The organism is Bacillus sp. EU52 (genome assembly GCF_037964975.1).
In the GTDB taxonomy this organism is placed as follows: domain Bacteria; phylum Bacillota; class Bacilli; order Bacillales; family Bacillaceae; genus Bacillus; species Bacillus subtilis.
This window is the reverse complement of the sequence record NZ_CP150177.1, coordinates 3183337-3198704: the sequence shown is the minus strand read 5'-3', so window position 1 is coordinate 3198704 and position 15368 is coordinate 3183337. Positions and strand designations below refer to the sequence as shown.

General features: G+C 48.3%; 14 protein-coding genes and 1 pseudogene. 12 read left to right on the top strand and 3 right to left on the bottom strand.

Annotated features, from left to right (window positions below; translation table 11 throughout):
* Nucleotides 1-69: 69 nt before the first annotated feature.
* Genes NSU05_RS16450 through frlD form a run of 4 tightly spaced genes read left to right on the top strand, consistent with a single transcriptional unit; the run spans nucleotide 70 to nucleotide 4048 of the window.
* Nucleotides 70-1338, top strand: coding sequence for an ABC transporter substrate-binding protein (locus tag NSU05_RS16450; RefSeq protein WP_038429584.1), 1269 nt, complete (start codon nucleotides 70-72; stop codon nucleotides 1336-1338).
* Between the two features lie 57 nt (nucleotides 1339-1395).
* Nucleotides 1396-2274: a sugar ABC transporter permease gene (locus tag NSU05_RS16445; protein WP_038429583.1), complete on the top strand. Its 879-nt coding sequence runs from the start codon at nucleotides 1396-1398 to the stop codon at nucleotides 2272-2274.
* 3 nt (nucleotides 2275-2277) lie between these two features.
* Nucleotides 2278-3180, top strand: a complete 903-nt coding sequence (locus NSU05_RS16440) for a carbohydrate ABC transporter permease (RefSeq protein WP_014477909.1) — start codon at nucleotides 2278-2280, stop codon at nucleotides 3178-3180.
* 13 nt (nucleotides 3181-3193) lie between these two features.
* Complete coding sequence (gene frlD, locus NSU05_RS16435) at nucleotides 3194-4048, top strand: fructosamine kinase FrlD (protein WP_033883890.1); 855 nt, start codon at nucleotides 3194-3196, stop codon at nucleotides 4046-4048.
* A 24-nt stretch (nucleotides 4049-4072) separates the two neighbouring features.
* Here the strand turns inward: frlD and frlR are convergent, their stop codons facing one another.
* Nucleotides 4073-4801: a transcriptional regulator FrlR gene (gene frlR / locus NSU05_RS16430; RefSeq protein WP_014480777.1), complete on the bottom strand. Its 729-nt coding sequence runs from the start codon at nucleotides 4799-4801 to the stop codon at nucleotides 4073-4075.
* Between the two features lie 181 nt (nucleotides 4802-4982).
* On the opposite strand from frlR, the gene ugpC reads away from it, so the two are divergent.
* A complete protein-coding gene (gene ugpC / locus NSU05_RS16425; protein ID WP_038429582.1) occupies nucleotides 4983-6086 on the top strand; it encodes a sn-glycerol-3-phosphate ABC transporter ATP-binding protein UgpC in 1104 nt (367 codons plus the stop codon).
* 33 nt (nucleotides 6087-6119) lie between these two features.
* Here the strand turns inward: ugpC and NSU05_RS16420 are convergent, their stop codons facing one another.
* Together NSU05_RS16420 and NSU05_RS16415 are read right to left on the bottom strand one after the other, a co-directional pair.
* Nucleotides 6120-6986 (bottom strand): endonuclease I family protein, encoded by an 867-nt coding sequence (locus NSU05_RS16420; protein ID WP_038429581.1) that lies wholly within the window; start codon nucleotides 6984-6986, stop codon nucleotides 6120-6122.
* Nucleotides 6987-7067: 81 nt separating this feature from the next.
* Nucleotides 7068-7187, bottom strand: a pseudogene (locus tag NSU05_RS16415) (hypothetical protein); the annotation flags it as partial.
* 224 nt (nucleotides 7188-7411) lie between these two features.
* Between NSU05_RS16415 and allC the strand changes: the two are divergent.
* The 7 genes from allC (at nucleotide 7412) to pucE (ending at nucleotide 15330) form a co-directional block, all read left to right on the top strand.
* Nucleotides 7412-8650, top strand: coding sequence for an allantoate deiminase (allC, locus tag NSU05_RS16410; protein WP_038429580.1), 1239 nt, complete (start codon nucleotides 7412-7414; stop codon nucleotides 8648-8650).
* Between the two features lie 16 nt (nucleotides 8651-8666).
* Nucleotides 8667-9917, top strand: coding sequence for a (S)-ureidoglycine--glyoxylate transaminase (gene pucG / locus NSU05_RS16405; RefSeq protein ID WP_082200973.1), 1251 nt, complete (start codon nucleotides 8667-8669; stop codon nucleotides 9915-9917).
* 226 nt (nucleotides 9918-10143) lie between these two features.
* A complete protein-coding gene (locus NSU05_RS16400; protein WP_038429578.1) occupies nucleotides 10144-11136 on the top strand; it encodes an XdhC family protein in 993 nt (330 codons plus the stop codon).
* Nucleotides 11133-11750, top strand: coding sequence for a xanthine dehydrogenase accessory protein PucB (pucB, locus tag NSU05_RS16395; RefSeq protein WP_038429577.1), 618 nt, complete (start codon nucleotides 11133-11135; stop codon nucleotides 11748-11750). The genes NSU05_RS16400 and pucB overlap by 4 nt, the downstream gene beginning before the upstream one ends.
* Nucleotides 11747-12580, top strand: a complete 834-nt coding sequence (pucC, locus tag NSU05_RS16390) for a xanthine dehydrogenase subunit C (protein WP_038429576.1) — start codon at nucleotides 11747-11749, stop codon at nucleotides 12578-12580. The genes pucB and pucC overlap by 4 nt, the downstream gene beginning before the upstream one ends.
* Nucleotides 12581-14818 (top strand): xanthine dehydrogenase subunit D, encoded by a 2238-nt coding sequence (gene pucD, locus NSU05_RS16385; RefSeq protein ID WP_038429575.1) that lies wholly within the window; start codon nucleotides 12581-12583, stop codon nucleotides 14816-14818. It begins immediately after the preceding gene.
* The gene (gene pucE / locus NSU05_RS16380; RefSeq protein ID WP_014480766.1) at nucleotides 14809-15330 is read left to right on the top strand and encodes a xanthine dehydrogenase subunit E; all 522 of its coding nucleotides are present in this window, start codon (nucleotides 14809-14811) and stop codon (nucleotides 15328-15330) included. Before pucD ends, pucE begins: the two co-directional genes overlap by 10 nt.
* The last annotated feature ends 38 nt before the right edge of the window (nucleotides 15331-15368 follow it).

Sequence of the window (15368 nt, the reverse complement as noted above, 5' to 3'; positions counted from 1 at the left end):
GGAACCATTATGCATTAGACTATAATGTTATATAACATTATAGTCTAATGTCCAGAGGAGGCCAACCCTTTGAAGAAAATGTTGTTGTTCTTGATCATTGCAGCTGTCAGTATGCTCACCATCGCAGGCTGTTCGAGCCAAAGCAGTTCAGCGGACGGAAAGGTGACATTGAAATTTTTCCACAGATGGCCAAAGGAGCCGGAAAAAAGTTATTTTGAAGAGGTAGTTAAGGAATTTGAAAAAGAACATCCGGATATCGACATTCAAATTGAAGCCGTTTTAAATGACTCCTATAAAGATAAAATTAAGGTCATGCTGGGAACCACCAGCCCTCCTGACATTTACTTCTCTTGGAGCGATGAGTTTGCTTTTAAATTTATCAGAGGCAATAAAGCACTTGATCTCTCGTCCTACTACAAAAATGACACCGATTGGTCATCACAGCTCGTTCAATCGCAAATTACACCATTTACTTATGAAAACAAGCAATATGGCGTGCCGTGGCAAATGGACGCTAAATCATTCTTCTATAATAAAGACATTTTCCAAAAGCTGAATCTTGATCCCCCGGAGACGTGGGATGAATTAATCGATGTGTCAAAAAAGCTGAAAGAACATGGCTACACACCGATCAGCTTCGGAACAAAGGCGACTTGGACAATCTCGCACTATATCGGCACGCTTAATCAGCGGATGGTCGATGAAAAAACACGGGAAAAGGACTATAACGCCAAAACGGGTGAATTTACTGATGAAGGCTACGTAAAAGCCCTTGAAAAGCTTCAAAAGCTGATGCCTTACTTTAATAAACATGTAAACTCCGTCGACCACGAATATGTGAGACAGCAATTTAAGAGCGGAAAGTCGGCGATGATATATGCGGAAACAGCGGAAATCAAGCTGGTTGAACCGGTTAATCTCGGGATGTTCCCATTTCCTAAAATCAGCGGGCAGAAAGGATCTTCAGAAGCGTTAACGGGAGCGCCGGAAGGATTCATGATTTCCTCAAGAACAAAACATCCGAAGGAAGCGATGGAATTTTTGCAGTTCTTGACGTCGAAAAAAATGGGCGAAAAGCTCGTGAAAGATGTCGGGAAATACAGTGCAGTGCAAGGTACGGCTACTGAAGAAAATGCAACAGCTATTCAGCGTGAAGCCGTTCAGCATATCGTTGATGCCAAATCAATGGTTCCATGGTTTGATATGGATGTCGATGTTGAAGTCGCAGATGCGTACCTAACAGGCGTCCAGCAAATGCTTGGCGGCGACATGACACCGCAGCAGGTGATGAAAGCCGTTCAAAAGGCAGCAAAGCAGGTGAGGGCGTCAGCTGAATAAATCAAAGAAAAGGTGAAGCTTCGCACCTTTTCTTTTTATAAAGGAGATGAGATACCCTTGGTCAATCAGAATAAAATAATCCCCTATTTGTTTTTGGTGCCCGCTCTCGTTTTTTTACTTTTCGTTTATATCCCGATTTTTGAGAATGTATTCCTCAGCCTGTTTCAGTGGAGCTCATTTTCTCCGGAAAAAACGTTTATCGGCTTAAAAAACTATGTTGAATTATTTCATGATCCTGTCTTTTATCAGGCACTGACCAATAACGTGCTTTACGCAGTGATCTCAATTGTATGCCAGGTGTTTGGCGGTTTGATTTTGGCGGCGGTGCTTGAGGATAAGCTGGTCAGAAAATGGTCGCCGTTTTTTCGTACCGTTTTCTTTTTGCCGGTTGTCATCTCAATGACGGTGATCGCGCTTTTGTTTGATTTTATTTACAATCCGGAGACAGGGCTTTTGAATCAGCTGCTTCAGGCCATCGGTCTTGATCAGCTGACGAGGGCCTGGCTCGGGGATGACAGCACAGCTATGCTTTCTGTCATTTTTGTGTCCCAGTGGCAATCTGTCGGTTATATTGCGATGCTGTACATTGTGTCGATTCAAAAAATACCGGATGAACTGTATGAAGCGGCCCGGCTTGACGGCGCGGGTAAAATTCAGCAGTTTTTTCATATTACTGTTCCCCAGACGAAAGAGATGTCTTTTGTTGCGGTGGTCATGACGCTTACCGGGGCTTTTACGGTCTTTAATGAGCCGTACATTTTGACAGGCGGCGGGCCGGGAAACGCGTCAGAAGTCTTGAGCACGTTTTTATATAAAAGCGCCTTTACAAAGGATATGATGGGCTACGCCTCAGCGATTGCCACTGTCGTGTTAATCATTACGCTTGCATTATCGCTCATGCAAATGGAGTTCTTTAAAACCGGAAAGGAGGAGTAACTGATGCTGCCTCAGAAGAAGACAGATTCGTTCAGATTGGAGCCGGTGCCTGACCAGCACATTGAGGTGAAAAGAAAGCCTAGACGAAAATGGTATATCGGAGAAACGTCTGTGTGGGTTTTTCTGTTTCTTTATCTGATTGCGATTGCCTATCCGCTTCTCTGGATGGTGATGAGCGCCTTTAAAAACTCTGACGATATTTTTGAGCACAGCTGGTCGCTGCCGTCTTCGTGGCATCCGGAAAATTTTGTTTCCGCCTGGAATCAGGGGATTTCTTCTTATTTTATGAACAGTGTCATCGTTACGGCGCTGACGTGTGTGATCACTGTCTTTATCAGTGCATGGGCAGCGTATGGCCTTTCCCGGTTTGAGTTTAAAGGAAAAGGATTCTTTTTGGTGCTATGTCTTGGCGGATTGATGCTGACGCCGCAGGTCAGTCTTGTGCCGCTTTATTCTATTATTCAGTCGCTTGGCCTTTACAATACGTATTGGGCGTTAATCCTGCCGTATGCGGCTTATCGGATCCCATTCACCATCATTTTGATCCGCTCTTATTTTCTTTCTATTTCAAAAGAATTGGAGGAGGCGGCCTATTTGGATGGATGTACAAGTTTTGGAGTATTTTTCAGAATTTTCTTACCGATGAGCGTGCCGATTTTGGTGACATCCGGCATTTTGACGGCTTACCATACATGGAATGAGTTTATGTTTGCGATTATTTTCATAGATGATGAGAATTTGCGGACCATTCCAGCCGGGCTGATGCAGTTCAGAGACGCGCTGCAGACAGACTGGGGCGTCCTGCTGGCGGGGTTAACGATTTCAGCCGCGCCGATTATTATTCTATTTTTATTGATGCAGAAATATTTTGTCCGCGGGATTGCAAGCGGCAGTGTAAAAGGATAAAGGAGGAAGCGCTATGAAATTGATTGCGGTTGGAGATAATGTTGTAGATTACTACCAGGATCAAGAAACATTTTACCCGGGAGGAAATGCCTTAAACGTTGCTGTGCTTGCCAAGCGGCTCGGGCATGAGTCTTCCTATATCGGAATCGTCGGCAATGACGAAGCCGCGGCGCATCTGTTGAACGTTCTCAAGCTGGAGCAGGTCAATGCAGATTATATCCGCCAGGCGCACGGAGAAAACGGGATGGCGATTGTCACCCTTGATGAACAGGGGGACCGCATTTTTGTCAGGTCAAATAAAGGCGGCATTCAGTCCCGGCTTCGCCTCGCGTTTCAGGAGAAAGATGTATCTTTTATCAGCGGGCATGATCTGCTGCATACGAGCGTGTACAGCAGGCTTGAGAACGATCTTCCGCAGCTGTGCGGGCTGGTCCCTGTCTCATTTGATTTTTCAACCAATCGGGAGGATGATTATTTGAGGAGGGTCTGTCCTTATGTGACGTATGCGTTTTTTTCAGGAAGCGATTTGAGTGAGTCGGAATGCGGTGAGCTTGCCAAAACAGCTCATGGGTACGGAGCCAAAATGGTTTGTATGACCCGAGGGGGCCAAGGAGCAATCCTGTCTGCGGGTGATCGAGTCTATCATCAGCCGATTGTGGAAACTGATATAATAGATACACTTGGAGCGGGAGATTCTTTTATAGCAGGCTTTTTGACTGCCTTTTGCGTGAAGCAGGATATAACGTACGCTTTGCGCCAGGCTGCTGAAACGGCTGCGAAAACATGCGGTGTGTACGGAGCTTTCGGCTATGGCTATCCTTATCGCTTGGAGGACGGGGGAAGCAGTGAAAAAACGAGAATACTATAAGCAGTGTCTCGTTTTTTATGCCTGTTATGTGTAGGGGCTGTTGATGGTAAAAGTGACACGGTTTGTGTGCATCAAAAACAATGAGCAATAGATTGGCTGGTCGTTTGATGTAAAAGCCGTTTTATCAATTTCAAACAGCGCATCCCCGATATCACAATCCAGGTATTTGCTTTCCTCCTGTTGGGCATATACAACGTTTAATAGCTTCGTATTGTGCGTGGGTACAACTTTGTATTGCTGTTTCAAAATATCATGCATGGAGACGCCGTCAGCAATAAAGGTATCAATGCCGGGAAACAAATCAAGCGGATAATGCGTCACTTCAAAGGTGAGAGGCTGATCATCATTATATAAAATCCGTTTTAATTCAACGACAGGGCTCTCGGGATGGATTTGAAGCTTTTCTGCGATGGGTTTTGACGCTGGAATGATGTCATGGGACAGCACATGATGCTTCGGTTTTTTGCCGGTTGATTCCATAAATTCCGAGTAGCCGTTTACAGCGATCAGCTCTCGTTTTAATTTAGGGCTTTTAACGAACGTTCCCTTTCCCTGCTGCCTGATCAGATAGCCTTCTTCGACTAAATCGAGAATGGCTTTCCTGACGGTGATGCGGCTGACGTTATACTTGGTGCAAAGCTCGTTTTCGGTAGGCAGCTTGGCGGTTGGGGAATACACGCCCTTTTTGATGTCATCAGTGATGATTTGTTTTAGCTGAATGTATAAAGGTGTAGAACTTCCGTTGTTTAACAAAGGGTAGCCTCCTTTTAACCTATTATTTATATTATAATGTATTATGACGTTATAATACAAATTTACATTTTTTATTTTAGAAATATAGCAAAAATGGGAATCGATTACTCTAAAAATAACAGAAAGACCAAGTTGTTTCCAGTGACGAAATAACGGGTCAAAAGATAGGGGGACTTTTCTGATGGCTTCATTAACATTTGAACACGTCAAAAAATCATATCACTCACAATTAACCGTGAAGGACTTTGATTTAGATGTAAAGGATAAGGAGCTTTTGGTGCTGGTGGGGCCGTCAGGATGCGGAAAATCAACAACGCTGCGGATGGTGGCTGGATTAGAAAGCATTTCTGAAGGAAATCTTCTTATTGATGGGGAGCGGGTCAATGATCTTCCGCCGAAAGAACGTGATATTGCGATGGTATTCCAGAACTATGCGCTTTATCCGCATATGACGGTTTTTGATAATATGGCGTTTGGATTAAAGCTCAGAAAGATGGCGAAACAGGAAATTGCCGAGCGGGTTCATGCGGCAGCCAGAATTTTAGAAATTGAACATTTGCTGAAGAGAAAACCGAAGGCGCTCTCCGGCGGGCAGCGGCAAAGGGTGGCGCTTGGCAGGTCGATTGTGAGGGAGCCGAAGGTCTTTTTAATGGACGAGCCGCTTTCTAATCTGGATGCAAAACTAAGAGTGACGATGCGGACAGAAATCAGCAAGCTGCACCAGCGATTAGAGGCAACGATCATTTATGTCACGCATGACCAGACCGAAGCAATGACTATGGGAGATCGGATTGTCGTCATGAATGAAGGGGAAATCCAGCAAGTGGCGAAACCTCATGACATTTATCATTACCCGGCCAATTTGTTTGTCGCAGGCTTCATTGGCTCTCCTGGGATGAACTTTTTGAAAGGCATCATAGAACAGCAGCATGGCGAGCTGTTTTTCACAAATTCTTCGATCCGGCTTCATATTCCTGAAGAAAAAGCAAAGCGGCTGAAGGAAAAGGGATATGCCGGAGAACAGATGATTGCCGGTGTACGGCCGGAGCACATCACACAAATGACAGGAAATGACCAGTTGTTTGATTCAGTGTTTCAAGCGAACGTGGAAGTGAATGAAAATCTGGGCTCGGAGCTCATAGTGCATGTCATGGCTGGGGACGAGCGGCTCAAGGTCCGTCTGGACGGAAACACGCGAATCGATGCAGGCGATTTAATCCAGCTCTCAGTGAAAATGGACCACGTCGTCTTTTTCGATACGGAAACGGAAGAGGCTGTGTATTAGAAAAAGGTGCTCCTCAAAAGGAGCACCTTTTTCTTACGGCCAAATCTCATCCGCCCATTCAGGGTGGTCGATAAATGGATTGCGGTTGTGCTGATATTTTTCATAAATGATTTCATTTCTTTTCCGCTCGCGGTCGTCAACCGGATCCTGCTTATTCCATTCGAGCAGGACAGATTGTTTGCCATGATAAGGAGCTGAGCCGTTGCCTGTCTTATCATTAAGCTCAAGATCAGGATAGCCGTCATCACCCTCGTAACGGACAGCCATGTAAAACAGCATGCGGGCAACATCGCCTTTCACATCATCGCGGGGCTCCCATGAATCGCCGTCATAATAATTTCCGGGTGCCTTCGCATATTCAGTGCCGCCATTGTCAAAATCCATATTTCCTCTTGTGCTGTTAACTTGAACATCGGCTGGGCGTAAATGATGAATATCAGTACCAGGTCCCTTGCTCGTACCAAAATCGCCATGGGATTTCGCCCAGACGTGCTCGCGGTTCCAATCGCCGACATTGCCGCCGTTCAGGTTTTTGGACCGCGATTCATTCGTATAGAGCAGGATGACGTTATTCGGATTTCTCGGGTCTTCATCCGTTTCTTTCAGCGCGTTCCACACTTCGCTGTAGGACAGCATCGTGTGTCCGCTGATAATACGGTGCAGGGTGCTTTTTAGCGAGTCTCCTGTTTTACCTTCAGCCCCTTCATAATAGGTATCTGTGTCAGCATAGGGTGCAGCGGGGGCGGCTAATGAGAGAAGGCTCCCTGTTCCTGAAGGGGAAGACGCCAATCGGTCATTGAGGCTTAATTCGGTTTGCGCGCTTGCTGAAGCTGCCGGCGCAAGCCATCCGGAAATCAGTAATACACAGACGAGCGGCAGAAACCATGATTTTTTTGTCATCACTTGCCCTCCTTTTATCAGATCATGTCTATTATCTAAAATTGAAATAAAGGATAGAAGTGTCATTTTGTATATTTTTCATTAAAATTGTAAATTAGTCCCTTTGGAGGAGGCGGAAATCTCCTGTTCCCATATCTTTAGGTCCTGTTTTTGCGAGCTGCCGGCATTTCCGTTTTCATCCGTTCCGCAAACATCGCCTCTCTGGCAAGCTGAGCTTGACCCTCTCTTTCGCTCTTGCTGGCTCTCTTCCTTACCGTGTTTCCTTTTGACCTTTACATCAAAATAGTTGTGACATGTAGGGTGAATCTGGTTGCTGGATAGATACTGTGACTAAAAAATAAACGTTTTTTTGGTTAATCTGTCAATGAACTATCATGTTCCTCCTTCTATAATGAAGTCACCATAGCGGCCAGAGGGGGGAGTACATGGAAAAGCAGAAGCTTTCAGTAAAAAACAGCATCACAGATTATATTGAATGGCTCGCCCAATACGGTGCGTCTGCGGATGGCGGCGTAACGAGGCTTTTATACACAAAAGAGTGGATGGACGCACAGCTTGCTGTGAAAACGGAAATGTCTTCTTTCGGGCTTGACACAAGATTCGACGATGTCGGCAATTTGTTTGGAAGGCTTTCGGGCACCCAGTCTCCGGATGAAGTCATTATAACCGGTTCACATATCGATACTGTCATCAATGGGGGAAAATACGACGGCGCCTATGGTGTTCTGGCAGCAATGCTTGCGATAAAGCGGCTCAAAGAGACATATGGAGCGCCGAAAAAAACACTCGAAGCGGTATCCTTATGTGAGGAGGAGGGCAGCCGTTTTCCAATGACCTATTGGGGATCAGGGAATATGACGGGTGTTTTTTCATTACAGGATGGAGCAGAGCCAAGAGACGAATCAGGAGTCTCGCTGCAACATGCGATGCATGAGAACGGTTTTGGCAAAGGTGTGTTTCAGGCAGCATATCGGACAGATATCAGCGCTTTTGTTGAGCTCCATATTGAACAGGGACAGACATTGGAAATGTCAGGACGGGATCTCGGGATTGTGAAAAGCATTGCGGGGCAGAGGCGCTATCTCGTCACGCTGGAGGGTGAATGCAATCATGCGGGAACCACCTCCATGAAATGGCGCAAGGACCCGCTCGCAGCCAGCAGCCGTATCATTCATGAGCTGTTACTGCGGTCGGAGGAGCTGCCGGATGAGCTCCGTCTGACATGCGGAAAAATAACGGCAGAGCCCAATGTAGCCAATGTCATACCGGGCCGCGTCCAGTTTTCAATCGATATTCGCCATCAGCATCAGCATGTGCTGGAACAGTTTCATCAAGACATGATTGCTTTGATCAACGGCATTTGCCTACAAAAAGGAATTCGCGCTGTGATTGATGAATATATGCGGATAGAGCCTGTGCCGATGGACGAAAGGCTGAAGGCTGCGGCTTTTGAAACAGCATTAGAAAACGACTTCAGCTGTGAGGAAATGGTGAGCGGAGCAGGGCATGACGCGCAAATGATCGGAAGGCGCTATCCTGCTTGTATGCTGTTTGTGCCGAGCCGAGGCGGCGTCAGCCACTCACCGAAGGAATATACGTCAGCCAGACAGCTTGAGATCGGCGTCCGCGCACTGACTGATTTATTATACAAACTGGCTTACTGATAAAGGAGGAATGGCTGTGTCAGGCAGAAGAGAATTATGCACCCCGTTAAGAACGATTATGACGCCGGGGCCTGTTGAGGTTGATCCGCGTGTATTAAGAGTAATGAGCACCCCGGTTGTCGGCCAATTTGATCCGGCGTTTACAGGTATTATGAATGAAACGATGGAGATGCTTCGGGAGCTGTTCCAAACAAAAAACCGCTGGGCATACCCGATTGACGGCACTTCACGGGCGGGAATTGAAGCAGTGCTGGCTAGTGTCATAGAGCCGGAAGATGATGTGCTCATTCCCATTTACGGCCGTTTCGGTTATTTGCTGACTGAAATCGCCGAGCGATATGGGGCAAATGTTCATATGCTTGAGTGCGAATGGGGAACGGTTTTTGACCCGGAGGACATCATACGGGAGATAAAAAAAGTGAAGCCGAAAATTGTGGCCATGGTGCATGGAGAAACATCGACAGGACGGATTCACCCGCTGAAAGCCATCGGCGAAGCCTGCCGCACCGAGGATGCATTGTTTATCGTCGATGCAGTCGCAACGATTGGGGGCTGCGAGGTTAAAGTCGATGAATGGAAGATTGATGCTGCCATCGGCGGAACGCAAAAGTGTTTGTCTGTGCCCTCAGGAATGGCGCCGATTACATATAATGAGCGGGTGGCGGACGTGATTGCAGCTCGTAAAAAGGTGGAGCGGGGGATTGCGTCACAAGCTGACAGGGAAGCGCTTTCGGGAAATCGGCCAATCACAAGCAACTACTTTGATTTGAGCCAGCTTGAGGATTATTGGAGCGAAAGACGGCTCAATCATCATACAGAAGCGACGACGATGCTGTACGCCTTACGTGAGGGAGTCAGACTGGTGCTTGAAGAAGGCCTTGAGGCGCGTTTTGAGCGGCATCGGCACCATGAAGCCGCATTAGCAGCAGGGATAAAGGCAATGGGGCTAAGATTGTTTGGAGATGACAGCTGCAAAATGCCTGTTGTCACCTGTGTCGAAATTCCCGGCGGCATTGACGGCGAGTCTGTCCGTGGCATGCTGCTGGCACAATTCGGTATTGAAATCGCCAGCTCATTCGGCCCGCTCGCAGGGAAGATCTGGAGAATCGGCACGATGGGGTACAGCTGCAGAAAAGAAAACGTGCTATTCGTGCTTGCCGGGTTAGAGGCTGTGCTTCTCAGACATAACGCAGGAATCGAAGCAGGAAAAGCGCTCCAAGCAGCGCTGGATGTGTATGAAAACGCTGGCCGCCAGGCAGCGGTGTAAAGAAAAGCTTGCGGAACTCCGCAAGCTTTTTAGATATGATTTCGTGTTTTCTCCAATCTGATTTTCTTCGTTTGACTCTTTTTACAAATCCTCTTTCTATGTGTTTCATTTTCTGACAAATCATGAGTCATTTTTTCTTCCATCGTCTATTCTTTATACAAGTTACCTATAAAATCACGCTGAACTAGTTGTTTCTCACGGCAATTTTCGAGAGGAGGATGCGGCATTGGGGAATTTTCACACGATGTTAGATGCGCTCCTGGAAGACCAGGAGGAGGCTGTACTGGCGACAATTGTTCAAGTGGAAGGCTCCGCGTATCGAAAAGCAGGCGCCTCTATGCTCTTTAAGAAAGATGGCAGACGGATTGGCTTGCTGAGCGGCGGGTGTGTGGAAGAAGATGTATTCCAAAGAATCAGTGCGCTGGGCGATCAGCTCACATCAACGCTGATTCCCTATGACATGCGGTCGGAGGACGATCTTTCTTGGGGCATGGGAGCCGGGTGCAATGGCATTATTCATGTTCATGCAGAGCGAATCACTCAGGAAAAAAGGCGGCACTATGAGAAAGTGAGGGATTGCCTTCATTCAGGCAAAGCAGTCACTTCCGTTACAAAGATTGGATCCTCCCATTATTTATTTCTGACGGAGAACGGGCATTTTGGCAACTGGCCGGACGCGCCTCTGCAAGCTATTCAACGTACTGTTTCAACGCTTCATTTACCGCATTTCGATCCACCCACTAACATGTTTATTCAGCGAATTGAACCGAAGCCGCGCCTCATTCTGTTTGGGGCGGGACCTGATACTGTACCGCTGGCCAATTTGGCGGCTGACACAGGGTTTTCTGTTATCGTGACGGATTGGCGGCCCGCTTATTGTACATCCTCTCTTTTTCCAAAAGCGGATCAGCTGATCACCGCTTTTCCGGAACAAATGCTTAGCGAATTTCAATTTTTTCCGCATGATGCAGCTGTTGTGGCAACCCATCATTATCAGCACGATCAAACGATCATCAACTTCTTATTTTCTCAAAACCTCCATTATATTGGACTGTTGGGTTCGGCAAACCGCACGAAACGGCTGCTGAACGGAAAACATCCTCCGTCTCACTTTTACAGTCCGGTTGGGCTGAAAATCGGTGCGGAAGGTCCAGAGGAAATTGCGGTAAGTGTAGTTGCAGAAATCATTCAAACAAGAAAACGGCTGGCGGTTGTATGAGAAGCCCCTATCTGATCGGCGTGTTTCTCGCTGCCGGCAAAAGCAGAAGAATGGGCCAAAACAAGCTGGCTTTGCCGCTAAAAGGAGAAAACATAGGCTCACTTTCCTTGAAAACTGCTCTGTCGTCCCGCCTTGATCACGTGCTGGTCGTCGAGCGGACAGAACATGCCTCCCTTGAGTGGATAGGAACGCCGTATCACGCTCCGCCTTTTCAAAAACGCTGGAGCCTGCACGTTTGCCAAGACGCAGAAAAGGGTCAGGGGCATTCAGTCAGCAGCGGGGTGAGAAAAGCAGAAAGCATGGGGGCGGACGGCGTTGTCATTTTGTTAGCCGACCAGCCTCAGCTTTCCGTCGATCATCTCAATGCCCTTGTGGCTCTGGCTCCTGAGTCATTTGCCGTGTCATCGTTTTTAGGGGCGTTCACCCCGCCAATCTACTTCTCGTCGACATGTTTTCCTTATGTAAAGGGATTAACAGGAGATGAAGGGGCTCGCAGGCTCCTGAAAAGCGGACAGCTTGGAGCAGGAGCGGTTTTGGAGGCAAAGGATAGCGGTGAGTTGGACGATATTGATACACCCGAGGAATATGACATGGTAAGGAGGGCGATGGCTTGAACGGCCAAGTGACAAAAGCAAGGATGAATATTCAATTATGGAGACCGACAGCGCTTGATGAGGCCTATTCGCTTTTAGAGAAGCTTGCTCCGTATGTGTGTGCCGCTTCGGGAAGCACGCTGCTTCAGCTTCAGTGGGACAAAGGAACTCTGCCGAAACAGCACCTTGTCAGCCTTGAAGGGATTGACGAGATGCGAGGGATCAGCGCCAGTGACACCCACGTGTCGATCGGGGCGCTCACATCACTGAATGAATGCAGAAAGAACCCTTTGATCAAGAGCACGCTTGGCTGTTTCAGTGACGCTGCTTCCGCTGTCGCCGCACCGGGAATCCGCAGCCGTGCCACGATTGGCGGCAACATAGCGAGTAAAATCGGTGATTTCATTCCGCTTCTGCTTGTGCTTGATGCTGATCTTATCGTATATCAAAAGAAGCTAATCAGGCTGCCGCTTGGCGCTTGGCTCATTGAGGAAGACTTTAGAACGGCTATCGTCACGCGTGTCATCATCCATCGGGCGGAGGGAGAGCGTGTATTTTATCACAAGCTTGGAAGGCGTCAGGCTTTTACCGGAGCGGCTGCTGTTGCAGCTGGACGTTTTTTGAAAGACGGCGGCATTCGCCTCGCCGCTGGCCATGCCGATATCACTCCTAGGAGATTATTGGACAGCGAAGCGAAATGGATGGCACCAGGGTGGGACTCGCATGAGCTATACAAAACACTTATTCATGAGCTGCCGTTTTCCTCAGATGCTTTTATGTCAGCGGCATACAGAAAAAAAGCCGCTGCCAACGTCATCATGGCAGAGCTGATGGCTGAGGGAGGGGAATAAATGATCATCAACAAACCGTCAAGAGTCAGGCCGGATGGAAGGGATAAGGTCACAGGGGAATTGAAATATATGACCGATCTCAGCTTTCCGGGAATGCTGTATGGCAAGGTGCTGAGAAGTGCTTATCCTCATGCAGAGATTGTGTCGGTTTGCACCATAAAAGCTGAGAAAATGGAAGGCGTGCAGGCCGTCGTCACACATAAAGACGTTCCCGGCTTAAACCGATTTGGCATTGTCATCCCTGATCAGCCGGTTTTATGTGAGGACAGGGTGCGGTATGTCGGGGATGCGATCGCCGCAGTTGCTGCGGAAACAGAAGAAATCGCGGAAGCGGCGCTGGAGCTGATTCGAGTTGAGTATAAAGAGCTGGAAGTCATGGATTCACCAGAAAAAGCGCTTCGGCCGAATGCGCAAAGACTGCATGAGGACGGGAATATCCTCCACCGCGCATTTTTTTCAAACGGCGATGTGGAAGAAGGGTTTCAAGCATCTGACACAGTCCTTGAAGAAACCTATGAGCTGCCGCGGCAGATGCATACGTATATGGAAACGGAGGGAGGCGTAGCCGTTCCGGAAGACGACGGGGGTTTTACGATGTATGCAGGAACCCAGCACGGCTATAAAGACCGTTTCCAGCTTGCCCGTATTTTTGATATTCCTGAAGAGAAGATCAGAATTGTGTCAAGTCCGATGGGCGGCTCGTTCGGAGGGAAGGATGAGCTGAATATTCAGCCGTATGCTGCGCTTTTGGCCCTGAAAAGCGGACGCCCTGTCAAAATCCATCAGACACGAAAGGAATCTGTACGTTCTGGCATTAAGCGCCATCCGATGAAGATTACGATAAAAACGGGTGCAGATCATTCGGGAAATCTATTGGCGCACGACGTGAAAATTGTGGCGGACACAGGCGCTTACGCCACGCTTGGGCCTGCCGTTCTAGATTTTTCTGTCGAGCATGCCGCGGGGCCGTACCGTATTCCGAATATCCGGACTGAAGGAATATCAGTATTTACGAACAACGGGGTGGCGGGGGAATTTCGGGGCTTTGGCGGCAACCAAATCACATTTGCACTCGAAACCCATCTCGATCGTCTCAGCGGCATGCTCGGCATCGACCCGCTGGAGCTGAGAAGAAAAAATATCAGAAAACCGCATGACTTGGGGCCTCTTGAGCATCGGATTGCACCGACTGACGGAGCGGCACAGGTGTTGAATGCCATATCTAAATCTCCCATTCTTACAAGAAGCAGCCGGAACTGCGGGTATCTGCAAAGAGGCACGGGAGCGGCAATTACAATGCACGGCGGCGGGCTGGGGTATGGCCGAATGGATGCGGCAGGAGGCCGTTTGTCTCTTTCGAGTGAAGGCAAAATCACTGCTTCGTTTGGATTTGAAGAATGCGGACAGGGGATTCTAGCAGCGATTGAACAGATTGTCATGGAGGAGTTAGGTTGTGCCGCAGAGGATATTTCCATTGTTATTGGGGATACCGCAAAAGTGCCGAAGTCAGGCTCCTCCACAGCATCCCGCGGCACAAGCATGGTGTGGCACGCGATCCAGCGTTTGAAGAAGCCGTTTCTAGCTCAGTTGAAAAAACGGGCGGCAGAATGGAGCGGCTGTTCAGCGGAAAATCTTATTCCCGGCGCTGCAGGCTTGCGTGACAAAAACACAAAGGCGCTCGTGGTGACGTATAAGGAGCTGGCTGAAAAAGGCCCTTTGGCAGAGGAAACGGCATTTGACTTTCCAACAACGCCTGATCCTGTGGTGGGCGGCCATTTCCTCTACTCATTTGGAGCGGCTGCCGTTGAGGTGGAGGTAGATCTGTTAACAGGCGATGTCAAATTGATAGATTGTGAGCACGCTATTGCGGCAGGTCCGGTCATCAGTCCGCAGGGATATCGAGGTCAAATTGAAGGCGGCGCTGCCATGGCACTCGGCTACACACTGATGGAGGAAGCGAAAATGACGGATGGCCGTTATGCTGCGGAAAATCTCGATCACTATTTGATTCCCGGAATCAAAGATGTTCCTGACATGAAGGTGATTGCAATAGAAGACTTAATGAAGGGAGACGTATATGGACCGCGCGGTGTTGGCGAAATCGGAACAATCGCCATCACTCCGGCGATTGTAAAGGCAGTACATGATGCGGTCGGATGCTGGATAAACAAGCTGCCAATTTCAAGAGAAGAGCTGCTTGAAGCGATAGACAGAAAGGGGCTGAAGCAATGGACGTAAAAGAGGCCGGGCCATTTCCTGTAAAAAAGGAACAGTTCCGGATGACCGTGAATGGGCAGGAGTGGGAGGTTGCTGCCGTTCCTACGACACATCTGAGTGACCTGCTTAGAAAGGAATTTCAGCTGACCGGGACAAAGGTGTCCTGCGGAATCGGCCGCTGCGGAGCCTGCTCTATTTTAATCGACGGAAAGCTGGCCAATGCGTGTATGACCATGGCTTATCAAGTGGACGGCCATTCCATTACAACAATCGAGGGCGTACAACAAGAGGAACTGGATATCTGCCAAACCGCTTTTCTGGAAGAAGGAGGCTTCCAATGCGGCTACTGTACCCCAGGAATGATAATTGCGCTTAAAGCACTGTTTCGGGAAACCCCTCAACCTTCTGACGAAGATATAGAAGAAGGGCTGGCGGGGAATTTGTGCCGGTGTACCGGGTACGGCGGGATTATGCGGTCAGCTTGCAGGATTAGAAGAGAGTTGAACGGAGGGAGACGGGAGTCCGGCTTTTAAAAGCCGGACTTTTTTAGCCTCAGTCAGACAGCGCGATC

Bases quoted from the DNA above. Each gene is read 5' to 3' on its own strand.
- NSU05_RS16440 (WP_014477909.1), top strand. From the start codon at position 2,278: ATGCTGCCTCAGAAGAAGACAGATTCGTTCAGATTGGAGCCGGTGCCT.
- frlD (WP_033883890.1), top strand. From the start codon at position 3,194: ATGAAATTGATTGCGGTTGGAGATAATGTTGTAGATTACTACCAGGAT.
- ugpC (WP_038429582.1), top strand. From the start codon at position 4,983: ATGGCTTCATTAACATTTGAACACGTCAAAAAATCATATCACTCACAA.
- NSU05_RS16420 (WP_038429581.1), bottom strand. From the start codon at position 6,986: ATGACAAAAAAATCATGGTTTCTGCCGCTCGTCTGTGTATTACTGATT.
- allC (WP_038429580.1), top strand. From the start codon at position 7,412: ATGGAAAAGCAGAAGCTTTCAGTAAAAAACAGCATCACAGATTATATT.
- pucB (WP_038429577.1), top strand. From the start codon at position 11,133: ATGAGAAGCCCCTATCTGATCGGCGTGTTTCTCGCTGCCGGCAAAAGC.
- pucD (WP_038429575.1), top strand. From the start codon at position 12,581: ATGATCATCAACAAACCGTCAAGAGTCAGGCCGGATGGAAGGGATAAG.
- pucE (WP_014480766.1), top strand. From the start codon at position 14,809: ATGGACGTAAAAGAGGCCGGGCCATTTCCTGTAAAAAAGGAACAGTTC.